23 protein-coding genes and 1 pseudogene are annotated in these 24016 nt (G+C 44.9%); 21 read left to right on the forward strand and 3 right to left on the reverse strand.

The window, feature by feature from the left end:
• Window positions 1-197: 197 nt before the first annotated feature.
• The 8 genes and pseudogenes from N186_RS04925 to N186_RS04960 all read left to right on the forward strand — a co-directional run.
• Window positions 198-866 (forward strand): annotated as a pseudogene (locus tag N186_RS04925) (AAA family ATPase); the annotation flags it as partial.
• A complete protein-coding gene (locus N186_RS04930) occupies window positions 859-1401 on the forward strand; it encodes a hypothetical protein (RefSeq protein ID WP_020962670.1) in 543 nt (180 codons plus the stop codon). The pseudogene N186_RS04925 and the gene N186_RS04930, both read left to right, overlap by 8 nt.
• On the forward strand, window positions 1388-3223 hold the full coding sequence (gene rqcH, locus N186_RS04935) for a ribosome rescue protein RqcH (RefSeq protein ID WP_020962671.1): 1836 nt from the start codon (window positions 1388-1390) through the stop codon (window positions 3221-3223). The genes N186_RS04930 and rqcH overlap by 14 nt, the downstream gene beginning before the upstream one ends.
• On the forward strand, window positions 3205-3903 hold the full coding sequence (locus tag N186_RS04940; RefSeq protein ID WP_020962672.1) for a hypothetical protein: 699 nt from the start codon (window positions 3205-3207) through the stop codon (window positions 3901-3903). The genes rqcH and N186_RS04940 overlap by 19 nt, the downstream gene beginning before the upstream one ends.
• On the forward strand, window positions 3900-4394 hold the full coding sequence (locus tag N186_RS04945; protein ID WP_020962673.1) for a Mut7-C RNAse domain-containing protein: 495 nt from the start codon (window positions 3900-3902) through the stop codon (window positions 4392-4394). The genes N186_RS04940 and N186_RS04945 overlap by 4 nt, the downstream gene beginning before the upstream one ends.
• Window positions 4375-5016 carry a TIGR00296 family protein gene (locus N186_RS04950; protein WP_020962674.1) on the forward strand — a complete coding sequence of 214 codons (642 nt, stop codon included), beginning with the start codon at window positions 4375-4377 and terminating at the stop codon, window positions 5014-5016. The genes N186_RS04945 and N186_RS04950 overlap by 20 nt, the downstream gene beginning before the upstream one ends.
• Window positions 5017-5107: 91 nt before the next feature.
• Window positions 5108-6079 carry a thioredoxin domain-containing protein gene (locus N186_RS04955; protein WP_148682081.1) on the forward strand — a complete coding sequence of 324 codons (972 nt, stop codon included), beginning with the start codon at window positions 5108-5110 and terminating at the stop codon, window positions 6077-6079.
• Window positions 6080-6137: 58 nt separating this feature from the next.
• Window positions 6138-7949, forward strand: coding sequence for an ATP-dependent DNA ligase (locus tag N186_RS04960; RefSeq protein ID WP_020962676.1), 1812 nt, complete (start codon window positions 6138-6140; stop codon window positions 7947-7949).
• A gap of 37 nt (window positions 7950-7986) precedes the next feature.
• Here the strand turns inward: N186_RS04960 and N186_RS04965 are convergent, their stop codons facing one another.
• Window positions 7987-8550, reverse strand: a complete 564-nt coding sequence (locus tag N186_RS04965; RefSeq protein WP_020962677.1) for a hypothetical protein — start codon at window positions 8548-8550, stop codon at window positions 7987-7989.
• Window positions 8551-8618: 68 nt separating this feature from the next.
• Between N186_RS04965 and N186_RS04970 the strand changes: the two genes are divergently transcribed.
• The 5 genes from N186_RS04970 (at window position 8619) to N186_RS04990 (ending at window position 13524) form a co-directional block, all read left to right on the forward strand.
• Window positions 8619-9527, forward strand: coding sequence for a carbohydrate kinase family protein (locus tag N186_RS04970; RefSeq protein ID WP_020962678.1), 909 nt, complete (start codon window positions 8619-8621; stop codon window positions 9525-9527).
• Between the two features lie 78 nt (window positions 9528-9605).
• Window positions 9606-9947 (forward strand): hypothetical protein, encoded by a 342-nt coding sequence (locus N186_RS04975; protein ID WP_020962679.1) that lies wholly within the window; start codon window positions 9606-9608, stop codon window positions 9945-9947.
• Between the two features lie 53 nt (window positions 9948-10000).
• Entirely contained in the window at window positions 10001-11827 is a 1827-nt protein-coding gene (locus tag N186_RS04980) for a threonine--tRNA ligase (protein ID WP_020962680.1), read from the forward strand.
• 47 nt (window positions 11828-11874) lie between these two features.
• Window positions 11875-13011, forward strand: a complete 1137-nt coding sequence (locus N186_RS04985; protein ID WP_187146994.1) for a radical SAM protein — start codon at window positions 11875-11877, stop codon at window positions 13009-13011.
• A gap of 81 nt (window positions 13012-13092) precedes the next feature.
• On the forward strand, window positions 13093-13524 hold the full coding sequence (locus N186_RS04990) for a hypothetical protein (RefSeq protein WP_020962682.1): 432 nt from the start codon (window positions 13093-13095) through the stop codon (window positions 13522-13524).
• Here the strand turns inward: N186_RS04990 and N186_RS04995 are convergent.
• Together N186_RS04995 and N186_RS05000 are read right to left on the reverse strand one after the other, a co-directional pair.
• On the reverse strand, window positions 13521-13925 hold the full coding sequence (locus N186_RS04995) for a ParB N-terminal domain-containing protein (RefSeq protein ID WP_187146995.1): 405 nt from the start codon (window positions 13923-13925) through the stop codon (window positions 13521-13523). The genes N186_RS04990 and N186_RS04995 overlap by 4 nt on opposite strands.
• 115 nt (window positions 13926-14040) lie before the next feature.
• A complete protein-coding gene (locus N186_RS05000; RefSeq protein ID WP_020962684.1) occupies window positions 14041-14988 on the reverse strand; it encodes a phosphate signaling complex PhoU family protein in 948 nt (315 codons plus the stop codon).
• Window positions 14989-15069: 81 nt separating this feature from the next.
• On the opposite strand from N186_RS05000, the gene guaB reads away from it, so the two are divergent.
• From guaB to N186_RS05040, 8 genes are all read left to right on the forward strand, one after another.
• Window positions 15070-16119 (forward strand): IMP dehydrogenase, encoded by a 1050-nt coding sequence (gene guaB, locus N186_RS05005; protein WP_020962685.1) that lies wholly within the window; start codon window positions 15070-15072, stop codon window positions 16117-16119.
• Complete coding sequence (locus N186_RS05010) at window positions 16119-17213, forward strand: amidohydrolase family protein (RefSeq protein ID WP_020962686.1); 1095 nt, start codon at window positions 16119-16121, stop codon at window positions 17211-17213. Before guaB ends, N186_RS05010 begins: the two co-directional genes overlap by 1 nt.
• The gene (guaA, locus tag N186_RS05015) at window positions 17188-18759 is read left to right on the forward strand and encodes a glutamine-hydrolyzing GMP synthase (protein WP_020962687.1); all 1572 of its coding nucleotides are present in this window, start codon (window positions 17188-17190) and stop codon (window positions 18757-18759) included. Before N186_RS05010 ends, guaA begins: the two co-directional genes overlap by 26 nt.
• Window positions 18760-18884: 125 nt before the next feature.
• Window positions 18885-19604 (forward strand): hypothetical protein, encoded by a 720-nt coding sequence (locus N186_RS05020; RefSeq protein ID WP_020962688.1) that lies wholly within the window; start codon window positions 18885-18887, stop codon window positions 19602-19604.
• Window positions 19601-20488 (forward strand): pantoate kinase, encoded by an 888-nt coding sequence (locus N186_RS05025; RefSeq protein ID WP_020962689.1) that lies wholly within the window; start codon window positions 19601-19603, stop codon window positions 20486-20488. The genes N186_RS05020 and N186_RS05025 overlap by 4 nt, the downstream gene beginning before the upstream one ends.
• A 39-nt stretch (window positions 20489-20527) precedes the next feature.
• Window positions 20528-20809 (forward strand): acylphosphatase, encoded by a 282-nt coding sequence (locus N186_RS05030; RefSeq protein WP_020962690.1) that lies wholly within the window; start codon window positions 20528-20530, stop codon window positions 20807-20809.
• Between the two features lie 6 nt (window positions 20810-20815).
• Window positions 20816-22036, forward strand: coding sequence for a molybdopterin molybdotransferase MoeA (locus N186_RS05035; RefSeq protein ID WP_020962691.1), 1221 nt, complete (start codon window positions 20816-20818; stop codon window positions 22034-22036).
• The gene (locus N186_RS05040; protein WP_052885524.1) at window positions 22017-23963 is read left to right on the forward strand and encodes a molybdopterin biosynthesis protein; all 1947 of its coding nucleotides are present in this window, start codon (window positions 22017-22019) and stop codon (window positions 23961-23963) included. The genes N186_RS05035 and N186_RS05040 overlap by 20 nt, the downstream gene beginning before the upstream one ends.
• Window positions 23964-24016: the final 53 nt, after the last annotated feature.

Below are 24016 nucleotides of genomic sequence, written 5' to 3' on the forward strand. Positions count from 1 at the left end.
AGAACATTAAGCCTAAAAGCCAAAAAATAATATTTTTTTCTTTTTTTGTGCTTCTTCTCTTTACACATCTTTATATTTCTCTTTCTATATTTCCTTTTTGAAGCCAGATGCTGAGTCTAGAATATCTCTTAGGAGTCTTGGGCTTCTATGAAATAAGTCCCGGTATAGTTCCCTCCCTTGGTATGTCTTCTGTAACAAGGTTTAGTACTGGTGTTCATAGTTTGGATGATTTGTTGGAGGGTGGTGTCGAGGTTGGTAGTATTACTGAGCTGATTGGTGAGTTTGGTGCTGGTAAGACTCAGATTTGCCACCAGCTAGCTGTCATGGTCCAGCTACCGAAGGAGAAGGGAGGCCTCAACGCTAGGGCACTATACATAGACACAGAGGGCACCTTCAGGCCAGAGAGAATAATACAAATAGCAAGAGCAAAACAACTAGACCCAGAAAAGGCACTAGAAAACATAATCTACGCAAGGGCATACAGCGTGGAAGATGTTTTTAGGGTTCTCGAGAGATCTAAGCTAGAAGCTGTAAAGAGAGATATAGGCCTCATTATCCTTGATGAGGCTACACGTCTCTTCAGGACAGAGTTCCTAAGGACAGGAGAAAGGATTTCCGCATACTCGAGGCTTCTCTCATTTCTCGAAGAGTTTTCCAGGTCCAGCATATCGGTTGTCTATACTCGCCAAGTTGTTTACAGCGATGGGATTATTCCAGCCTCGGCTGTTGTTTTCGACGGTTTTGCACATCTATCGTTGTTCCTGTCTAAGAAGGGCGACGTTTGGCAATCGAGGGCTCTAAGTAGTCCATGGAGCCGTAGAACTGCATATTACAGGATCTCTGAGGAGGGGGTCGTAGATGTCTGACCTTGTAGATTTGCTTCGCGGGGGGTTTGCTTTAGAAGTTTCTGGCAGGACTGGGACAGGTAGACGAGTATATGTTTTCAGTCTCCTGTCGAAGCTGGTGAAAGAAGGTAGCAATACTGTATACATGGACTACGCGTCGACCTTTTGGAGGGCCTCCAAGTTATCTCGCAAAGAATCTTTCTTGGACAAAGTTGTTTTTACCATGCCTACAGCGGTTGATGATGCTTTTCAACTTTTAGCTGGGAAGCACGACTTCGTTGTTTTGGATAGTATCCCAAGGTTCTTTATGAGGTTTGGGAAAACATATAGGGAAAAGTGGGGCATAGTTGCCTCGTTGCTCGCTTTGGGTCTCAGGTTTGCGAGAGAGGGGGGAGGCTTAATAGCGATAAATTATGCTTCGAGGGGTCGAAGCTTTGGAGAAAACATTTTTGCCAGCTATTTTACTCACAGGGTTACACTCGAGGAAGACAGTGAGGGAGTCAGGGCTAAACTAATATATCCGTTCGAGGAGGAGTTAACATATGTCCGTTTTTAGCGCCGTCAACGACAAGTCTATGAGCATCCTTGATCTTGCTAAGATCTGGCCTCTTATAAGAGAGTTCGAGGGCACCAGGCTTCAAAAGGTGTCGGAGCGCGGCAACGTCTTCTATTTCAGGTTCCGCGAGGGTGGAATTGTTTTTTCACCTAGGCGGGGGCTTGTGCCCGCAGAAAGCGACTCAGTTTTTCCAGTCGAGTTTGGAAAAACCAGGTGGTCTTCTAGGATAGAAGGCAAGAGGCTTGAGAGCGTTGCCCAGATAGCGGGGGACAGGGTTGTATGTCTAGACTTTGAGAAAGAAAAAGTTGTCCTTGAGTGGGTTCGGGAGGGAAACTTGGTCCTACTCGACGGCGAATCAAAAATCGTATATGCATTGGAGCCCAAGGAGATGCGTGACAGGACACTGAAGCCAGGTGAAACGTATAGGCCTCCACCTAGGCTTGGAGATATATTTTCTGAAGACATTGAGAAGCTTTACGAGTCTTTCAGGTCCATGCCTAAACGAGGAGCAATAGTCGCCTTTTCCTTGGTGACCTCGCTACCCCCAGATCTTGTTGCTGAGGCCATGTATAGGGAGGGAATAAGCCTCGACGCGAAGGCCGGCTCTCTATTATTTAGCCATTTTAGATCAGTAGCTACGAAAGGAATCGAAATTTTTTTAGAGTCCCTAAAGGACCCTTCTAGGGGTTACCATGCCGGAGGCTGGGTCTATTCGTTTAAACCGACACATGTAACTACAGATTTTGTTGAGGTTGAATTCCAGAAAGCATTTCCAGAAGAATTACTAAGGCGCATAATCGCTGATATTACGCCAAGGGAGCAAACAGTTTCATCTGTACTTGAAAAAACATTGGAAGACTATTTGCGAAAAGTGAAACTTTTAGAAGAGAACATTTCCCAGATAGAGCAGATAATCTATGATTACAGGGCACTGGTGGAGGACAAAAAGCCTTGGAGCCTTATAGAGTCCACGCTGAGAGAAAAATACCAGTCAATAAAAAAAGTTGACCCATCGAGCCCGCTCATCGTAGTCGAACTCGAAGGTATAGAAATAGAAATAGATCCAAGCAAGAACGCTTATGCAAACATAGAACTACACTATGACAAGATCAAGTCTATCAGGAAAAGGCTAAGCGAAGCAAAGACAAAAGAGGAACAAGCAAAGCCGAAACAAGTCAAGCAGAAAATCGCCGCGTCCGGGCCTTGGTACACGCAGTTCCGCTATTTCTGGACTACAAATGGCTTTCTAGTGGTTGCGGGTAAATCGGCTGGACAGAACCAGCTTCTTGTCCGGAGATACCTGGAAGACAAAGATATTTTTCTACACGCCGATATACATGGGGCAGCTGCCGTCGTAGTAAAGACAGGCGGCAAAGATGTCCCTGAAAAAGACATATTAGAGGCGGCGCAGTTCGCCGCATGCTACTCGTCTGCTTGGAGGGGGGGACTCTACACGATAGACGTTTACTGGGTTCCAGCCAGCCAGGTGTCTCTTAAAGCCCCAAGCGGAGAATACCTGGCAAAGGGAAGCTTCATGATTTATGGGAAAAAGAACTATGTTAGGGGCGTTAAACTCGAATTACTGATAGGTGTTAGCGAGAAAGGTGAACTGTTGGCTTTGCCTGCTGAACGCAACCCGTCAGATGGTTGTTTCTTAAAGATTACGCCCGGTCCCTATAGAAAAGACCTAGCAACAAGGAAGATAATAGAATTCCTAAAACGAGAATGTAACTTTAAGGCCAGAGAGGAAGATGTAGTCAAACTGCTACCGGACGGAGGATTCCACATTGAGAGGTGGAGACCATGGATTCCGAGTACCTAGAGGAAGTAATCCACGTTGACAGCCTAGAAGATATTGTCAAGGCAACAATTGATCAGCCAAGCATAGGGCTTGTATATGCACTTGGAGACAATTTCTACACGCTCGACTCATTATTTAGTTTCACCAGGAAGGGGCGTCGGGTAGTCCTCTTAGCCTCTAGACCGGGACTCAACAGAGCCCTAAAGGAGCTCCTAAAGGACAGATATATCGTCGTCAAGAGAGAAATGAAGGCTGTAACCTATAGGAGTATCCTTCTATATTTCAACACAACTGGTCGAATACGTTTTTCCTTTTCCTTGCACAGGCTAGCAAGGTTCCCGGCGGTTGTTGTCGCTCCTAATACCTCTGTGAAAAAGACTATCATGTTGATGCATGAAAACAACTCAATAGCTGTGGGCATAAGGGTTAGAGGAAAAATTTCCAAGGTTCTAACAATAGTTGATTTCCTCAACTATTCCCTCGAAAAAGGCTACTGTAACCGTGAAATTTTACTCGACGACACGCCTGTTTCTAGGGTTAGACCCATAGTCATCAGAGATACGAGAGACCTAGCGTCAAACATCACAGATGCTCTGAAACGTTATGGTGCGGCACTAATCCAAGGAAACGAAGAATTCCTCATTGATGAATCTTCTCTTAGGAAGTACCTTATAGCAAGAATATCAGGAAACATGCTATGACACCAATAATACTCGTAGATGGCATGCTTGGAAAATTATCCAAGTGGCTCCGCATCTTGGGCATAAAAACACTCTATGCAGGAACTCTCACAGACAATGAAATAGAGAGAGAACTAGAGAAACACTCCCAGACTGTTTTGTTAACGCGGGACAGAGAACTTTACAGACATGCAATAAGTATGGGCTATTCAGCCCTGTTTGTCCCGGAGGCCCCCATAGAGGACCAACTGTCATTCGTCCTCAAAAGGCTTGACATCGAACCCGTATTAGACATGTCTCGCACCTTGTGTCCCCTATGCGGGTCAAAACTTGTGAGAGTATCGCGAGAGGAAGTGGTAAAGGAGGTTCCTAGGGGTGTCTTAGATAGATACGAAGAGTTCTACAAATGTATGAATTGTGGACAAGTTTATTGGCGTGGAACACATTTTTATGAAATAGAAAAAACAATTGAAAAAGTGAGGCTGATAATGTATGGTAAAGTTGAGTGTTGAAGAGGGAACCTTTCTGGTTAAACTAGCAAGGAAAGCCGTCAAAGAATATCTAGAAAATGCACGCATAATACAGCCGCCCCCAGATACACCTGAGAAACTCTTCGAAAAAGCAGGCGTATTCGTGACAATAGAAGAAATATTTGTAGACCCTATATTAAGGAGGGCTAGGCGAGAGCTGAGGGGCTGTATAGGGTATCCAGAGCCATTTTTCCCAATGGTTGAAGCCACGATTAGATCCGCCATCGCGGCGGCCACTGAGGATCCACGATTCCCACCGATGACGCCTAAAGAGCTAGACAGAGTAGTATTCGAGGTAAGCATCCTAACAAAGCCACAAGAGCTTAAGTACACGTCACCAGAAGAACTCCCTGAAAAGATAAAGATTGGCAGGGATGGACTAATAATAGAGCAGGGAATAGCTAGAGGCCTACTTTTACCACAGGTGGCTGTGGACGAGAAATGGGGGCCAGAAGAGTTCCTAAGCTATGCATGTCTCAAGGCAGGTCTACGAGAAGATGAGTGGCGAAAAGGACGCGTAAAAGTCTACGTATTCCAGTCCCAGATATTTGTTGAAGCAACGCCAGAAGGCGAAGTCGTAGAGAGGCTTCTTGAAGCTGTCTAAACAGCTTTACCTATAAAGCTTCAACAAGCATCTCCAAAACAATAAATTAATTACGTGGCTTATCAATCCATTATTAGAGACGGTGGGGCTTTTGCCCAAAGAAATCGTGCTATACCTATGCAGGGACGAACAGTCAAAAAAGATGCTCCAAGATTTTCAAAGCGAGTTGAATCTGTTGCCAAAGCCTGACAGGCCCAAGCTAAAGGTAAAACTAGTAAAAATAAATGACCCAAGAGACTTTCCAAGCTTCCTCCAGCAACTAGAAGAGCTCTACGGGGGCGTATACACACTGGAATTTAAAAAGCTAAACATCGAAAAATTGCCAGCTATTGTCGTCGACGGCGAAAAAGTATCTGAGGGCAAGTATCTCAGCAAGGAGGAGATAAGAGACCTCCTAGGATTACCCGTAAAAATAGAAGCAGGGCCAACACCCCCTGTATCACTAGAAGAAGAACTACCCCAAGTAGCACCAATAACGTCACAGCCAAAACCACAGCCCAAAAAAGAGCCCGAACCCATAACCCTCCCAATAGAACTCGAGGAACCAGAAACACCCAAACCAATAACTGTTACTCCAGAAAAGCCTGCACGGCAACATCCGGTCCAATCTCCAGTTGTGACCAAGCAACCCGAAGTTCCACTTCTTGGAGAGCCAGCTACGTCCAAAAGAAGACAACCAGAAGAAATCTCCACGCCAATAGAACTAGAGGAGCCCCTCCAAGAAGAACAGCCACAAGAAGAAGCGCCAATCACTGCTAGGCCTACGCCAAAAGCTGCCCAAGAGGCGAAACCAAAGCCACAGGTAGCTCCAACTCTACCTCCGCCTCCAACACTGCCTCAACCTATCGAGAAGCCCCCAGCACTCGTAACAAAAACTCCACAAGAAGCATTACCTAAGCCTCCCGTTCAGCAACAAGCTAAACCCCAAACGGTTCAAGAAGACCTCAAGGGAACATGCTTTACCTGTCTCTTCTATGACAAGGATAAGTCAAAATGCAAACTCCTGCACATCGCTGTTCAAGACCCCTACAATCCACCTTGCGGAAGGAGAAGACCCAAATAGTAGCAGGAAAAATAGTGCTTATAAGCATCGTTATACAACATATAGATCAGGGGATTTTATGAGTCAAACCGGAGAAGATTTACCATATTCGGTTCTAGCAGACTTCTACGAAAAAATCGAGTCTATAACCAGCAGGATTGCCATGACAGATTACCTTGTTGCACTTTTCAAGAAAACACCCCCCAGCATAATTGACAAGGTCATATACCTGACTCAGGGACAGCTCCGTCCAGACTATGAGGGCGTAGAGCTAGGAGTAGCCGAGAAACTGGCTCTAAGAGCTTTGGCAAGAGCCACCGGTAGACATGTGAAAGACGTAGAAGATATGTATAAGCAAACTGGGGACATAGGGCTTCTCGCCGAAAAACTCATGTCTACTTCCCGCACCGGTGGACTACTAGACTTCATTGGAACCATGGAGCCCAAAAAAGAGCTAACAGTTTCACAAGTCTACAACGCGCTCCTAAGAATTGCGCAGGCAACCGGTGAAGGAGCCCAGGAAACAAAAATAAATACGCTTGTATCTTTGCTTAAGGATGCTAAGCCAAAAGAAGCAAGATATATTCTTCGAACAGTCCTGGGAAGACTAAGGCTAGGCATAGCTGACATGACGATACTTGACGCACTGGCAATAGCCTTTACAGGGTCTAAAAATACCAGGGACATAGTCGAGAAGGCATACACTAAGCATCCCGACCTCGGCTACATAGCAAAGTTGCTAGCCTCACAGGGAATAGATGCGGTGGCATCGCTCAAGATAGAAGTAGGTGTCCCAATACTACCAATGCTGGCAGAGAGACTAAGCGACCCAGACGAAATACTGCAAAAGCTTGGCGGCAAATGTCTTGCAGAGTACAAGTATGACGGGGAAAGAGTCCAAGCCCACAAAAAAGGCGAAAAGGTCTGGCTGTTCAGCAGACGCCTAGAAAACATTACACATCACTATCCGGACGTCGTAGAATATATGAAGCAACTTAAAGCGGACGAAGCGATAGTTGAAGGAGAAATAGTAGCCTACAACCCTGACACAGGCGAAATGCTACCTTTCCAGGAACTCATGCACAGGAGACGAAAATACGACGTAGACAAAGCCATGAAAGAGTATCCTGTAAGGGTCTATCTCTTTGATATCGTCTACTTGTCTGGACGAGAACTCATTGATGAACCTCTTCCCGACAGGAGACAGAATCTTGAAAAAATAGTTCCAGAAGGCCAGGAAAACCTCTTGTTAAGTAGCGCTAAAATCATTGACAACTCCAAGGATCTTTTGCACTTCTTTGAACAGGCTATAAGTGATGGATGCGAGGGTATAATGTGTAAATCCATTGGTCCGGACAGCGTCTACCAGATGGGTGCAAGAGGCTGGCTATGGATAAAATTCAAACGGGACTATAGGCTTGAGATGACCGACACTGTAGACCTGGTCGTTGTCGGCGCCTTCAAGGGAAGAGGCAAAAGAGCGGGGACTTATGGTGCGTTGCTCATGGCAGCATACGATCCTGAAACAGACACCTTCAAGACTGTATGCAAGGTTGGTTCAGGCTTTACAGATGAGGATCTAGCAAACCTGCCTAAAATGCTTGAACCATACATCTTGCCGCATAGGCATCCAAGAGTATTTTCCAAAATGGAGGCAGACGTCTGGTTTGTTCCAGCCGTTGTCCTTGAAATAATTGGCGCGGAAATAACTCTAAGCCCATTACATACTTGTGCATTAAACAAAATAGAAGAAGGCGTAGGTCTAGCCATAAGGTTTCCACGCTTCACTGGTAGATACAGGTTTGACAAGAAGCCAGAACAAGCTACAACCGAGGCCGAGCTAATCGAGATGTATAAGTCCCAGAGAAAAACAATAATCCAGCAGTCCTAGACTACTTACGCCGTGCCCATACTAAAAAATGCAGTTTCTATGTCCTTTCAAGCATCCTATTCAGGGTCCATCTGAGGGAGCCTTTTATCTCTCGGATCCTGCCTTTGTCGCCATAGTTTTCAATAATAATCCGTTTAAGTGTTCCCCCCTCTTCCTCAATATTATAGGTAATTATCTCGTCCGGGCTTTTCTCACCTCTGGCTATTAGGTCTTCGTCCTGTCTTTTAAAGCCCTCCAGTAGTCTCCTTACGAAAAAGTTCTGGAAAGGAGGAGTATTTATGTTAAAGTCCTTCAAGAAAACTATTTCTATTCTTTTCGGATAAACAATGACTCTGGCAAGCTTTTCAGCTGACTGCATAGCCGTTATTAGTGATTCCTCGATTGGTTTTTCTTCTCTAGTGCTTGGAGCGGGCTTCTCCTGCTCCATTTTTTCGGTATGTCTTTGTACAAGCTCAGAAGCTTTGACAAAGCTCGAGGATCCCAGTGCCTCGTTAACAAGCTTTATCATTGTTTCAAGTATTTTTTCTTCTTGACGCAATTCCTCTAGCTTCTTTTCCAAATAAGCTTTAAGCTCAGCCAGCTCCTTCGTACTATTTGCCACAACCTACCACTAATAAAAGGAAAGAAGCGCCTACATATTTATTTAGCGTAGATAATCATCTAACACATATGACTCTAAAATTCGCTGTTTCAGGCAATGCAAACATAGACATATACTACTTTGTCGAAAAAATACCACAGCCAGACGAAGCAGTGGAAGCACTGGAGATCAGGACATCCCTAGGAGGAGCGGCAACAAACATTGCTACAGGCATATCTAAACTTGGTCACTACGCGAGATTTATTGGATTTGTGGGAAGCGACCCAGAGGCCACAGAAGTTTTATCCGAGCTTAAACAACGAGGAATAGACGTAGCCTACGTAAAGTCTTCGAGCAAACAGACTGGACGCGTAATTGTCCTCCTCGACAAAGAAGGTAGAAGAGCAATGATCGCACATAGAGGCGCCAACAGCGAGCTTAGACCAGGAGCCTTTAACCCAGAAGAAACCCTCAGAGGCATTGACCACCTGCATCTAAGTAGCACGAGCCCGGAATACTCATATTGGTTTTTCAGGGAGGCGAAGAAGATGGGCATTTCGACAAGCTGGGATCCAGGCATGACCATCTGTCTGAGGGGGTTCAAAAGCATCAAGAATGTTCTGCAATACGTGGACGTCCTGTTTTTGAATGAACGCGAGAATGAAGCCCTTAAAATCGACCCGGCAAGCATTGAGAAGCCCTTGATTATTATCAAGAAAGGAAGTGAAGGCTCTGAGGCGCCCCAGTATAAGATAAAGGCTGAAGCATTCAGAGTTAAAGCCTTAGACGCTACTGGTGCAGGCGATGCTTTTGACGCGGCTTTTCTCGTTGCTTGGAAAAGGAAAATAGGTCTAAAAGAATCCCTTGTTATAGCCAATGCTGCCGGAGCAATAAAGGTTACAAGGTTTGGTGCGCACTCGTCTCCCACTGCTAGCGAACTCGCAGAATTCCTCGAAAAAAATGGAAGAGAAGATCTAGCAAGGCTTTTTAAACCTTAAACCAGAGAAAAACATATATTCCACTAGTTTCACAATACTGAATGCTTGACGGAATGGATTGTCGCGTTGGGGGATTAAATGCAAAAAGACGTGTTCTGTACCCCTATTTGTCCGTTCCACGCCTTCACTTGCTACAAGAACGCGCTGATTTACAGGAAGACTAAACGTGGACTCGAGGCCTTCTGCACGTGGACAGGCGAGCCATGTATAGGCTGGAAATGCCAGTTTGCAGGGTGCTCCAAGCATGCTCTTCTGCCAGATGGCACATGTAAGTTTAAGCTCGAAAAGATTTCAGGCAAGAAGGAGGAGGAAGAGGAATTTTCCATAGAGGAAGAGGCAAAAGTCTATGAAAAACAGGTCTATGGCAAGATCAAGGACAAACTTAAAAAGCTTGGAGCCAGGATTGATGACATTGAATAAGAAAGCGATGGATTGATTTATGAGTCACAATATGTAAACCGAGGGGGGTCTATTTGAGAATATTACTGATCCATGCAAAAACATTTGAATATGAAGCTAAAGAAAAAGCCTTAGAAGCTGCAGAGGAACTCGGCGAAAACAAAGCAGGAAAGTTTCAAAACGTGCTCGTTGTCTTTCTCACGGTAGAAAAAGGCGACGGCTCTTCACCGGATGTTGTAGAGAAAGCTGTCTCAGACATCTTGGATGTCTATGGCAAAGTAGGCGCATCCGGCATTGTAGTGTATCCATATGCACATTTATCTAGTAACCTCGCCCCGCCGGAGGAAGCTAAAAGGGTTCTCGTCCAGGTTGCAGAAAAAATCTCAGAGAAAGGGGTTCAGGTTTCAAGGGCGCCATTCGGATGGTACAAAAGGTTTGTAATTGATTGCTATGGTCACCCATTGTCCGAGTTATCTAGGTCTATTTTGCCAGGAGTAGAGCCTAAACGGGGCTACGCTGATTTCGCCGTAATGTTCCCAGATGGCAGGATAGTGAGCATCGAGGAACTCGACGAAAAAGAGTTGCCAAGGGACTTTGTAGCACTCCTTGAGGCGGAAGTTTTTAAGGCGAAGCGTGAGGGGGGAGAACCGAAGTACCTAGAGTACTGCAAGAAGTTTGGGTTTGAATGGGAGCCCATGAGCGACCTTGGACACATGCGTTATGGCCCCGAAGCAACAGTGATGCTGGAGGCTGTAGCTGAATATGCCTGGCTCTGTGCCAAAAGCCTAGGGATACCTGTCTACAAGGTTAGGGGGACAAATACCTTCAATTTGTCATTTAAGCCTGTACAGCAACACGCAGAACTCTTTGGAGACCGTTTATACCAGCTCGAAGTAGACGAGAAGAAGCTTATACTCAGATATGCGGCCTGTCACCAGCAGTTTGCAATGGTCAGGGACTGGGACATAAGCTACAGAGATCTTCCATTCGGAGCTTTCGAGGTTGCAGACAGCTATCGGCTTGAACAGCCAGGAGAGCTACTACTCTGTTTCAGACTTAGAAAATTCCACATGCCGGATCTACACATCTTCTGCCGTGACTTACAGGAGGCAATGGAGATATCCTTCAAGGTTCACCAGAAGATCTACGAGGAAATGGGGAAGCTGGGCAGAAGCTATGTAAGCATATACAACTTGACCCGGTCTTTCCTAGAAAAGAACAAAGATTACCTTATGAAGCTCCTTGAGAAGGAACAAAAACCAGTCCTACTGCATTTTGTTCCGGAAGGCAAATATTATTGGGTTCTCAACATAGAGTACAACATAATTGACGAGCTGGGGAGGCCGAGAGAAATAGGAACCTTCCAGATAGATATAGGAAATGCTGAAAGATTCGGAATAACCTATGTTGACGAGAACAATACACGCAAGTACCCAGTTATTATTCATACAGCACTCATCGGCTCTCTAGAGCGCTATATTTTCGCTGTGTTCGATACCGTTGTCCAGAAGGCAAAACAGGGAGAAACACCCTCCCTGCCAGTTTGGCTCTCTCCTGTCCAAGTCAGAATAATACCTTTCTCAGCAGAATTTCTCAAAAGGGCAGATGAAATAGCACAGGTACTAGAAGAAAACTTGATTAGAGTGGACATAGACGACCGAGAAGAGAGCCTAGCAAAGAGGATACGCGAGGCGGAAGTTAAATGGATACCTTACATTGTTGTTCTTGGCAAAAAAGAGGTCGAGTCAGGCAAGCTTAGTGTAAGAATAAGGGGTAAAGGTCAAGTAGAGCTTACGGTTGATGAACTTGTCTCTAGGATCCTTGAGGAAACTAAGGGATACCCACGGATATATACGTCCCTACCGAGGTATGTAAGCAGGCGCCCCAGGTATAGTGCATAGAAATGAAATTGTCTCTAAGAGAACTTCTTTTCCAAAAGTACCTCTTATTGAATCAGCTCGAACAGCAACTCGGACAAGAGAGCAAGTCGAAGGCGTCATCGGATTATCATGCAAAAAAGCCACCACGACCATGCGGATTCACCGTCCACACTGTTATTGGATGTAGATTTGCCTGTACCTATTGCTACCTCCCAGACATGGGTATCAGCACAACCGTCCCACAGATCTATGGATTAAACGGGGAAGAAATCACATATGCCCTCCTTAGAAACAAGTATTTTCTACCTACACGGAAAGGCTCGCTTATCGCAATAGGGAGCGTCGGCAAACCCTTTGTTGACCCACAGGGCGCCCAAAGAACAATGGAGTACGTCTCCTCCTTTGAGAGATACCTCGGCAACCCAATACAGTTTTCGACAAAAGCCATAGTTCCAGAGGAGGTTATAAACTGGCTCTCGAAAAGAAAAATACCAATAAATCCACTAATCACGATAGTGACTCTGAAGCATGCAAAGATCCTGGAAACACAGGCCCCAGACCCATACGATAGGCTTGACACGATGAAAAAAATGAGGAAACACGGATTACATCCCATGCTGTTCCTAAGACCAATAATTCCGGGCACAACGACAGAAGAGCTAGAGGATATAATTAAGGAGGCAAAAAACCATGGAGCCGAAGGAGTCGTCATAGGAAGTCTAAGAGTAACCCCACTAATACTCACACGTCTTGAGAAATTCGGAGTAAACACGAGAGAAATAAAAGACAGAATAAGGGACAAGTCTCTTCAGCCTGGTAAGCAGGTTTCTGTTCCAATGAGAGAATACAAGGAACAGGCAATCCAAATCTCGAGACAGAATGGTCTCATACCGTTTTTGTCTGCCTGTTGTGCCAGCAACTATGTGGCTTACCTCTATAGTGGAGAGAGGGTACCCTGTCCAGGGCTCGACTACATCAAAGGAGACTTCTGTACGGTTTGTCCAGTGAATTGTCCCGCGTTGAAAACAGAGGTCGATGAAGGAGAGGTAAAAGAATATGTAGAGAAATTCCTTAACATGAAAAACCTAAAAATAGAGGTAGAAGACAAGTACATTTTTATTTATGGTGTGAAGGACAGGCTTAAGGATCATCAAAGATACTTGCTTGAAATAGGCTTCCGTAGAAGGGTCGTCTTTAGACGCTGACATAAACAGCATGAGCTTTTGGATTTTCCCATGGAAAGAAAGTTTTATTAGCGAGGTCTTTTCTGAATGCACTGAACAGGCTTGGCTCGGGTCAAAATCAGCGGAACATTGTTTGCTAAGAAAAGGATAGGTAGAAACGTATACAGGGCATACTTTGTAATCATTTCCGATGGACGAATGATACGCAACCTCGTTGACAAAAACTCGAGAGGAGACTACGGGGGAGACGGAGAAGTAGAATTTACAAGGACCCTAGTTATCCATGCAAAATACGGTCCAAGCGGGCTCGAAGGAGTAAAAACATTCGGCGGCTTATGGTACTCTATAGTTCTGGTACCCTCAGATACATACAGAGAGGTAAAACTTAACCTCCCACTGCGGGACGAGGAAATCTCGATAGAGATTAGGGGAAATTTTGACATCGAGAGGACAAGTGGATGTTCCTGGTACGATACCCTTTCCCTTATAAATTTGATAAAGCAACCAGGCATTACAAGTTCCAGTTCTGCCTAAATTATTCTCACCAGTTTTTCTACGACTTCAGAACCAGGCTTCGAGGCATTTGCAACAACCTTGTAGTTTACTTCGGGAACTACTTCAGAAATATGATATCTCTTTCCATCGAGAATAACCATGTGTCTAGTCGTCTTGTATGGATATAGAATGCCACTGCGGGCATGATCGATTACTTCTGCCTTTGTAGGTCTAATATTGTTTCTCCAAGACTCAACAACGATTGCATCTGAAAAGTAGTCAACCATAGCTACAGGAATGCTTTTAAAACCCATCATCTTCAGTGCCTCGAACCTATGGTGTCCATCAAGAATTACCATGCTTGCTTCATCAACCACAATTGGTTTTACAAGGACGCCCCTGGCTAAAATGTCACGTACCAGTTCATATGTATGCATCATATCAGTTTCTTCATGAGGTCTTATATCTCCAATATTAACAATAGCTATCCTTGTCACAAATTTATGCATATATGAACAAAACATTTCATAAATATAAATTTATCTTCTTTTTTGACTATTTTTGAACAGGTGTCAGAGCCTCAAAGTCTACTCGTGCCTCCAAGAGATCCAACGAAAGTGAAAGAACATTTCCAATAAGATATGTTATAAGGGTCAACTCTTTTCCTTGAGTAAAAAAGCTGGAATACAGCTTTCCCAGCTCCTTTTTGCTAACTTTATCTCCTCTCTGAAACGCATTTATCCCACAGGTCACAGCTTTCTTTATAATTTCAACTTGTTCTTCTGTGACTGTTTGACCTCTTTGAAGAATTCTTGCAAGGCTCACAAATACGTCGCCCAATCTCTCAAGAGTTTTGGCATAATTGAAATATGGAAGTAATAGTGGTCTCTGGGGTATTCCTACTTTTTCTGCATAGCTACTGCTTTTTAGTGATAATGCTACCTGCCTGCTTAGCAGGAAATAGAATTTGTCTAGTTCCTCATCTCTCTCAATGATGCTTTTCAAGTACTGCATGTGGCCTGTGCGTGCATATTCTTCTAGGTCTCTAAGATTATTCTTCAACAATAGCTCCATTCTGGATATAATCTTTTCAATGCTAATAGTGGAAGTGTCTGCAATCATTTGTAGCAAAAAGTAGTTTTCTTCTTCTTCAAATGCCTCTAGTCCAACTAGACGGAGTAAGCTTCTTCTAATATTTTCTTTTAGAAGTGTCTTGTTTGTCTTCTTAGGATAAGATATGCGAATGCTCGTGTATCCAGCTGAGTAATAGGAGATAATTATTCTTTCGGTCGATTTTTCCTCGCCTGGCTCAATTTCTACCTGTGCTTCTTGCTTTATTTCTTCTGCCTCACGGGGTTTCGGCCATATCTCTAAGTAGTCGTCTCTGTCTTCAATGTAAACATCTTGGCCCTCCTTTAAGTCATGTTTCTTCAGCCACTTTGATGGAAGCGTGACTGCTAGGCTTGCTTTTCCAAGTCTTATTAGTTTCCTTGCCAAAGGCATGTTTTAAATGTATATACACTTGGTATAAAATATTAACTGTCTATACAAAATGTTTTATTTTTAGATACTGTTTGACATTGTATGGGTATATACGTCGAGAAAATTAAAAACACAGAAATAGGACTGAGCTTCGATGATGTCTTAATCGTTCCAGCCTATTCGGACGTAAAGCTCAGCGATATCGATGTTTCTACAAGGCTCACTAGAAAACTTTTACTAAAAATACCCATCGTTTCGAGTCCAATGGACACTGTGACAGGCATCGAGATGGCGCGAAAACTTGGACAGTTGGGGGGACTGGGCGTTTTTCCCAGAAATCTCCCTGAAGAAAACTTGTTACAGTATGTTAAGACTCTTGCCGATGAAGGAATAAATATAGGTGTAGCTGTTGGGCCCTTCGACGACGAGAGAGTATCAAAGGTTCTAGATAAAGGCGCGAGTTTGATAGTCATAGATACTGCCCATGGGCACAGCAAAAACGTTGTCGAGGCAACAAAAAGGTATTCAAGCATCGGAGCAGAGGTCATGGCTGGAAACATAGTTACAGGAGTAGCTGCCCTAGACTTGATACATGCAGGCGCCTCGTCCCTTAGGGTTGGGGTCGGACCGGGACATGCATGTGTAACCAGAGAAGTTGCAGGAGTGGGATATCCACAGCTCTCTGCCATTGCACAGGTGGCAGATGTGGCAAGAGAATATGGAGTCACGGTGGTTGCAGACGGCGGAATCGAGAAGCCTGCAGACATAGTAAAGGCACTAGCCGCAGGTGCAGATGCAGTAATGCTCGGATACTTACTTGCAGGAACAGACGAGGCACCGGGAGAAATTGTAAAGAGGGATGACAAATGCTTCAAGGTTTACCGAGGCATGGGAAGCAGGGGGGCACTCCAAAGTGGATCGCAACGTTATGGAGAATTCAAGAAGGCTCCGGAAGGTGTAGAGGGACTAGTACCATGTAGGGGACCAGTAGAAGGTGTAGTCGAATTCCTAGTTAATGGATTAAAGCAGGGGATGGGCTACGTTGGAGCCGTAAACCTAGAAGAATTGAAGAAAAAGTCCAGGTTTGTTAGATTGACTAATGCAGGCTTGCACGAGAGCCAGGCTAGAGGCCTCTTCGAGGTGAAATACTAATGGGGACAGTAGAGATAGGACAGTTAGTCTTACATGGCAAGCTAATTGAGAACGCTAGATTAGAGGTATCAACGTCCGAAGATATGTATTTCGAGTCTGCTGTTTCTCCTGGCTTCAGCGACGCCCACGCACATCCACAAGTTGTGGATGTGGGGGAAGGTGGACACTGGAGAGACTCATATGAATGGCTTGAGAATAGAAAGCTGAGGGTAAACGAGGCAGCCATAAGAAAAGACAAGGAGCTCTCAGCGTTACTTGCAGAGGCAACAATCCTCTCCTCCATAATTGATGGTGTAACAATGCTTTCACTGACCGGGAGCCTCGAGGGTAATATCGAAGCTGTTAAAAAACTTAAAGCAACTCCCAGGGTCGTACTTTTGCCAACCGTAATGAATCTTGATGGTTGGAGCCTCCCAGAAAACATATTTGTCAAGTATGTGGAAAATAGTTTCCTGTGGGATGGATATTTCTCTCTAGGATTTTTTGTTCACTCTATCAAAAAGGCAGATATTTCGATGCTCAGGGCCTCTTATAATATCTCCCGAAAACTTCACCTACCCTTCGCGTTGCATCTCTCTGAAGGTATTGACGAAGTAGATGCACTTGTCGAGGCTCTTGGAAAAGAACTAGACAGGGTAATAGCTGTCCACTGTATAGCTTCTCCTGAGAAATGTCGTAAAGCGGGGTTAAAAGTTGTACATTGTCCAACTTCAAACATATATCTTTACAACAGGACTCTTGGAAGCATAGAACATTTTGACTCGCTTGGTAGTGACTGGCCTCTAGTAACGGGTAACCTTTTTAGGACTTTTCAGGATGCAGTCAAGTTGCACGGCGCTACTATGGATCTCCTTGCAAAGGCAACTCTTGGAGGATACGAAATATACAACATCAAGCCAGAAGGCGACCTAGTGACCTTCGATGATCCTATTGAGAAAGTGCTAAGGGGCGAATCTAGACCTGTATACGTTTTCGTAAAGAGCAAGCCTATAGTAAAAGACGAGATAATTGATCCGTATGGTTTATCCAGGACAGACGTAGAGAGAATTGTTAGGGAAAGGGTCAATTATGCATTCGAAAAATACGGATTATAGCGTAGTTGTCCTAGACTTTGGAGGGCAATATGCACACTTAATAGCCAGGAGAATCCGTGAACTAAACTATCACTCATTGCTTTTGCCGTACGATGCCAGCCTAGAAGAGATACAGCGTTTAAATCCCGTCGCCGTCATATTGTCAGGTGGACCCGCAAGCATATACGAGGCCAACGCGCCAAAGCCAAGCAAAGAGGTTTCGCATTGGCTCCTAAGTGGAGAGGTACCAGTTCTAGGGATATGTTACGGCCACCAGCTGTTGGCAGACATGCTTGGTGGAGAGGTTCAAAGGCGAGATGAAGCGGAATATGGCTTAAGCAAAATGAATGTGTTGCAGGACGACGAACTCTTCCGCGGGACCCCAAAAGAGCAAACCGTTTGGATGTCCCATAGGGACGCCGTTGTAAGGTTACCGCCCGACACTATTAGACTAGCTGAAACAAACTATTCCTACGTAGCGGCATTTAGACACATAGCTAAGCCTATATACGGTGTCCAGTTTCATCCAGAGGTCAAGCACACCGAGCATGGAATGACGATTCTGAGAAACTTCTTAGCAAGAATAACGGGGGCACAGCCAAACTGGTTTGTAGAAGACGTCGTCGAAGAAAAAATAAAGGAGCTAAAGAAAAAAACTCGTGGAAACGTACTAGTCGCTGTTAGTGGTGGAGTAGACTCAATAACTACGGCAACAATAATGTTAAGAGTTTTTGGTTCAAACAGTGTTCACATAGTTTTCGTAGATACGGGTTTACTCCGTGAAGGTGAGCCTGAAAGGGTACTTAAAACCCTAAAATCTCTTGGCTTTGAGCACATCCACTTTGTTGACGCCAAAAAATTGTTTCTCTCAAGGCTAAAAGGTGTAACGGACCCAGAAGAGAAAAGAAAAATTATTGCGGAAACATTTCGTGAAATCTTTGTTTCAACAGTCATGGAAGTCGAGAAAAAATATGGCCAGATAAATTATCTGGCCCAAGGAACAATTTATCCAGACAGAGTAGAAAGTGGAAAAACAAGCCGAGCAACAGCGAAAATAAAGAGCCACCACAATGTAGTAATGGGCCAGCTCCCAGGCATAGAGATCCTAGAGCCCCTAGCAGACTTCTATAAAGATGAGGTCAGAAAAATTGCTCTTAAACTAGGAATACCGGAAGAGATAGTGTACCAGCACCCGTTTCCTGGGCCTGGTTTAGCAGTAAGAATAATTGGCGAGGTGACCGAGGATAAACTTTCCATTTTAAGGAAAGCGACAAAAATCGTTGAAGAAGAGTTCCTGAAAAGTGGATGGTACCGTAAAGTGTGGCAGGCATTCCCTGTTCTACTTTCGTTGAAGACTGTAGGTGTCAAGGGCGACGTCAGAAGCTATGAATACGTGGTGGCTTTAAGAGTCGTTGAAAGCGAAGACGCTATGACTGCAAACTTTGTTAAGCTACCATGGGAACTTCTCGACAGAATATCGCACAGGATTACAAATGAGGTTGAAGGAGTGAATAGAGTTCTCTACGACATTACTAATAAGCCGCCAGCTACAATCGAATTCGAATAGGGGACAGCTTTTTCATCCCAAATGAATCAGTTTTCTCCTTATTGTCTTGTCAAGAATGTTGACTCATGTAGTTGTTAAATTAGTTAAACTAAAAAATTTTAAATTTTCCCTAATTCGAACAGCCCGTGAAGATACAAAGGTCTCTAGAAATAACACTGATTGCAATATGCGCAGCGCTCTATGCGGCCCTCGGCATAGCTACCTACCTAGGTCTATTTACCCCTATCCTTAGCACTGTTCGCTTTTGGCCTTCCGTATTTGTGCCAGCAATATTCTCGATCGCTTTCTCGCCTATGATAGGTGGGGTTGGCGCAGCCATAGGAATTTTTATCAGTGACATGGTTGTTCACGGGAATCCTCTGTTGAGTCTAACCGTAGGCGTCCCAGCAAATTTCTTGGGCTTCTATACAATAGGCTACCTTTATAGGAAGCTGAGAGACGAAAAAAAGATTATAATGCTTATTTTCTCAGAACTCCTCCTAACTACTCTAATCCTTGTTGCATTGCTCTACTTCAATCTCCTAGATTACTCTTTCCTATTCGCGGCAATTATAGCCATAATTGCAACGGCCCTGCCAGCGATTCTACTGAAGGGCGAAGATAGGAGAATAGTGGTTTCAGGATCTACTGGACTCATGCTTGGGTCAGCCTACATAGGTATAGGTGTCTGGGTTTTCAGCCAGTTCTTTACATTACCCAGTGGACAAGCATATCTGCCAGGCTGGGCTGCCCTCGTCTGGTTCTTGTGGACATATCTGACAGAGATACCCTTTATCGCGATTCTAACACCCCCAGTCGTAAAGGTTCTAAAAAGCTCAGGCATAACTTTTGGCGAGGAAAAATGAGATGTGCCTCTGCTTGGAGCCCGGCTGGCCTTAGCGGAATATTTGAGACACACATAGTCGAGGATCCATTGTTAACGGGGGCCAGAGGTGCAGGATTAGCGCTGAAAAAGGGTGTCACAGTTACAGCTTGTGAAAGCGAGCAACAAGGAGTCAAAATCAGTATTAGTGACGGCGGCAAGATAATCCCAACAGTCAGTACCGTCGCGAAGAAGCTGTTGTCTATGTTCCCTGGACAGCTTGGAGTCGAAATCTATGTTGATGTATCTGTTCCAATTGGTGGCGGACTAGGCACAAGTGGTGCAAGTGCTCTAGCCACGGCTCTCGCTCTGGGACGGCTACTAGGATTAAGGCTAAGCTACCTAGATCTAGCAAAAATTGCACATGTTGCAGAGGTGGAATGCAAGACAGGACTAGGAACGGTTTCGGGGCTTGTTGCAGGTGGCGTTGTTATTGTTGTTAGACCAGGAGCGCCTGGAAACGATCTAGTAGATAGGCTCCTCTTTGACAAGGACATGAAAGCGATTATAGGCTTTTTTGGAAGCCGAAGCAAGCCGGAGATCTTGTCTTCAGCTAGCTTACCTTTAATAGACGCCGTTGGAAAGAGGTTGATAGACGAGCTTATTCGTGAAAGATCGTTAGAAAAACTACTTGAGGTTTCCAAGAGATTTTCTCTGGAAACAGGGCTAGCGACTGAGAACGTTAAGAGAGCCTTCAATGCCCTAGAAGAGGCAGGAATACCATACGCAGGGCAGACACAGATAGGGGACGCTGTATTCACCGTAGTGCACGACGAGCAAGTAGATAAGGCAGTAGAGGTCTTAAATAACCTCAAAGCAAAAACTATTGTTTCGGAGATAAGCTGGGAACCCGCAAGACTCGTCTAGGCAGTAAACATTTTTAGTCCTCTAGTGCATATCTACCACATGACTAGACTTGTAAGAGCTCACATTATTGTATCTGGCCTTGTCCAGGGAGTTTTCTATAGGGCAACCATGCAGGAGGTTGCAAGGAGTCTGGGAGTAACTGGCTGGGTACGTAACCTACCAGATGGGAGAGTAGAAGCCGTTGCCGAGGGAGACGAGGAAGCCGTAAAAAAACTTATAGAATGGGCTTGGCGTGGACCCCCAATGGCAAGAGTAGAAAATGTTGAGGTAAAGTGGGAGGATTATAGGGGAGAGTTTAGGGACTTTTATATTCGTTGGTGATAAGTTTTGAGGAAGCTTCACAGTGTAGGCAGGGTTATAGAAGAATCATTAAAGTTCCTTAGGTTACCCAGCGTTATCAAGGTGCCCGTAACAGACTCTCTTGGGCTATACTCAGCCGAGGATGTCTATTCATCCTTTAAGCTTCCCCCAAGACCTAAAACCGTTGTCGACGGTTACGCGGTTAGGTCTCGCGATGTAGAGGCCGCCGGACCTAGCACTCCAGTAGTGCTCAGGAAAATCGAGGGCGTTATAAGGCCAAGTTCTAAGGAGGAAATGGTTCTGCCTGAAGGCTACGCCGCCAAGATAGAAACTGGAGCTCTTCTACCAGAGGGCGCAGACGCCGTGGTGCCTATTGAAGATGTAGTAGAAAAAGAGGATCGAGTATATATCTACAAACGTTTGGCCCAATGGGAAAATGTCTCCTTGCCTGGCGAAGAATACGATACTGATATAAGGATAGTGGGACAGGGCGAAAGAATACAGCCACACAGCGTTGCAGGCCTCATGTTGGAAGGAAAAGAAACCGTAAATGTTTATGATTTCAGCGCCAGTATACTTAACATAGGCGACGAGATAATCTCCCAAACATTCTTCAGACCATACACGCACATATTTGTAGCCTCATGGCTAAAAACCCTGGGCGTGAACGTTAGTTCAATAGACTTCTCGCCGGACTCTGTGGAACATATAGTTAGCTGGTTAAAGAAAAGGAAGGAGTGGCTAACCGTACTTATAGGTGGGACATCGATGGGTGGACACGACTTGACAGTGCAAGCTATAAACAAGCTAGAGCCGGAATACATTGTTCACGGCTTGGCCCTTCAGCCGGGGAAAACTGCGTGCGTGGCTGTGAAGGACGGCAGGCTCATATTGGCTATTAGTGGGCTTCCTGTTGCTGCGTTATCAACTCTTGAGGTTTTCTTTAGGCCTCTTGCTAGGAAGCTAGGGATGCAGGTTCCGCTATTACCCACGATAAGGGCTAAACTTACAAGGCGCATCTCGGTGAAAATGGGTGTTATAGGCTTTGCCAGGGTGCGTGTTTACCGGGAAAACGAAGAGTACTATGCTGAACCAGTAATGCTAGGGGGGTCTGGTGCTTTGGCAAGTCTCCTCAGGGGCAACGGCTACGTCATAGTGCCTGAAGGGGTTGAGGGGTACGATGAAGGCGAAACTGTAGAGGTTAATTTGTACCGAGAGGTGGAAAATATTGGAGAGAAAAATATTTAGAAAAATGGTAAGCGTCGACGAAGTAATCCCACTTATAGAGTCTTACAGGCCGCTTAATCCACTAGGAGAAGTAGAAGTCTCCTTGAAGGAGGCAATAGGGCGGGTCTTAAGCAGAAACATTTTTTCACCCTCCAATTATCCTCCATACACTAGGGCAACAGTAGACGGCTACGCTGTAATAAGTGAAGACCTAGCGGGAGTATACGAGGATAGGCCAAAAACCTTGAAGCTTGTCGGGAAAGTGGCTACCGGAGAGACCAAGTTGCTTAGACTAGAAAGAGGACAATGTGTAGAAGTCTCTACTGGCGCAGTTGTTCCCTATCCTGCAGATGCCGTCGTGTTAATTGAGCATACGCACGCGAGGAATGGCGAAGTAGAGTTTTACCGCTCGGTAGCCAGAGGTGAAAACATTGACATTGCTGGTTCCGATATTGCTGAAGGAGAAGTTGTCGCGTGGAAAGGGACTATAGTCACCCCACTTCTAGTTTCAGTATTAGCAGCTGTAGGGATAGACAAGGTATGGGTATATAGGCCGGTTCGCCTAGGAATAATTCCCACAGGCAACGAACTGAAAACTCCAGGAGAAAAGCTCGAATACGGACAAATCTATGACTCCAACTCAACAATGATCTATGCCTATGCAAAGTCCATAGGAGCAGAGCCCAAGATATATCCCCGCGTACACGATGTAGTTGAAGAAATAGAAGAAGCTCTACACAAGGCATTAAATGAAAACGATATAGTAGCAACGATTGGCGGAACCTCTGCCGGCCTAGAGGATAAAACCTACAGGGTTCTAAGCAGGCTCGAACCAGGAATCATACTCCATGGTGTAAGAGAAAAGCCCGGCAGACCCCTCGCTGTAGCCGTCCACGGAGACAAGATAGTCTTCGCGTTGCCCGGCTTCCCACTTTCATGTCTGCTAACAGTCAACCTCTACCTTCTTCCCGTAATACTAAAGCTTCAAGGCACGCCTAAAAGTGAGGTCCCAACAATAAAGGCACGCATAGAGACACCTATCCGTGGAGAACCAGGTATAAGGGTATTTGTGCCCGCAATCCTGAAGCACAACGGAGAAATGAAGGCTTACCCCCTAACGGGTCACAGCGGACGTGTGTCGGCAATGTCACTATTAGACGGCTATATAATTGTTCCAGAGGACACAGAACACCTTCCAGAAGGGACAGAAGTCGACGTGCTATTAAACCCATTCCAGAAAAACTATGAACTAAACATTATTGGTTCCCATGACCCACTGTTACAATCCATAGTTGCAAATCTGCCAGGCTACGACAAAGTACGCATGGTCAACGTCGGCTCGCTCTCAGGGCTCCAAGCACTAAAAAGCGGAGTAGCAGACATGGCTGGAACACACCTACTTGACCCAGCTACGGGAGAATACAATTTACCAATTATAAGACAGCTCGACATTAAACAAGCACTAGTTCTCATAGGCTATAAGCGAGAACAGGGCTTCATATATAGGAAAAACACAGAACTAGTTTCTTCATTTAAAGATATAGTCGATAAACATCTACGCTTCGTCAACAGGAATCCCGGAAGCGGTACACGTGTACTCATTGATCACATGTTAGAAGAGGAATCACGTCAACTAGGAATATCGCCTGAAGAGATGAAGAAAAGGCTTACTGGCTATACCTTTGAGGTTAAAACCCACGAGGCAGTAGCTTACCTCATTAGCAGGGGAATAGTTGACGTAGGAATAGGTGTAAAATATATTGCTGAGAGATATGGTCTAGAGTTTAAACCTATCACAAGCGAGAGATATGACATCGTGATAAGAAGAGAAGCCTATACAAATAAATTAGTGAGCCAAATAATAGAAAAAATCAGGAACCTAGACAAAGCGACGCTACCCGCAGGATATTCTTTGGACACGAAAACTGGAACAATAATAGAGTTGTAAAGGAACAAGGACCAATCAAACACGAAGGCACTAATTAAATCATATATAGAATT

Source organism: Thermofilum adornatum, from assembly GCF_000446015.1.
Classification (GTDB): domain Archaea; phylum Thermoproteota; class Thermoprotei; order Thermofilales; family Thermofilaceae; genus Thermofilum; species Thermofilum adornatum.

Excerpts from the sequence above, each read along its gene's own strand:
- N186_RS04930 (WP_020962670.1), top strand. The coding sequence starts at position 859 with ATGTCTGACCTTGTAGATTTGCTTCGCGGGGGGTTTGCTTTAGAAGTT.
- rqcH (WP_020962671.1), top strand. The coding sequence starts at position 1,388 with ATGTCCGTTTTTAGCGCCGTCAACGACAAGTCTATGAGCATCCTTGAT.
- N186_RS04940 (WP_020962672.1), top strand. The coding sequence starts at position 3,205 with ATGGATTCCGAGTACCTAGAGGAAGTAATCCACGTTGACAGCCTAGAA.
- N186_RS04945 (WP_020962673.1), top strand. The coding sequence starts at position 3,900 with ATGACACCAATAATACTCGTAGATGGCATGCTTGGAAAATTATCCAAG.
- N186_RS04950 (WP_020962674.1), top strand. The coding sequence starts at position 4,375 with ATGGTAAAGTTGAGTGTTGAAGAGGGAACCTTTCTGGTTAAACTAGCA.
- N186_RS04960 (WP_020962676.1), top strand. The coding sequence starts at position 6,138 with ATGAGTCAAACCGGAGAAGATTTACCATATTCGGTTCTAGCAGACTTC.
- N186_RS04970 (WP_020962678.1), top strand. The coding sequence starts at position 8,619 with ATGACTCTAAAATTCGCTGTTTCAGGCAATGCAAACATAGACATATAC.
- N186_RS04975 (WP_020962679.1), top strand. The coding sequence starts at position 9,606 with ATGCAAAAAGACGTGTTCTGTACCCCTATTTGTCCGTTCCACGCCTTC.
- N186_RS04995 (WP_187146995.1), bottom strand. The coding sequence starts at position 13,925 with ATGATGCATACATATGAACTGGTACGTGACATTTTAGCCAGGGGCGTC.
- N186_RS05000 (WP_020962684.1), bottom strand. The coding sequence starts at position 14,988 with ATGCCTTTGGCAAGGAAACTAATAAGACTTGGAAAAGCAAGCCTAGCA.
- guaB (WP_020962685.1), top strand. The coding sequence starts at position 15,070 with ATGGGTATATACGTCGAGAAAATTAAAAACACAGAAATAGGACTGAGC.
- N186_RS05010 (WP_020962686.1), top strand. The coding sequence starts at position 16,119 with ATGGGGACAGTAGAGATAGGACAGTTAGTCTTACATGGCAAGCTAATT.
- guaA (WP_020962687.1), top strand. The coding sequence starts at position 17,188 with ATGCATTCGAAAAATACGGATTATAGCGTAGTTGTCCTAGACTTTGGA.
- N186_RS05025 (WP_020962689.1), top strand. The coding sequence starts at position 19,601 with ATGAGATGTGCCTCTGCTTGGAGCCCGGCTGGCCTTAGCGGAATATTT.
- N186_RS05030 (WP_020962690.1), top strand. The coding sequence starts at position 20,528 with ATGACTAGACTTGTAAGAGCTCACATTATTGTATCTGGCCTTGTCCAG.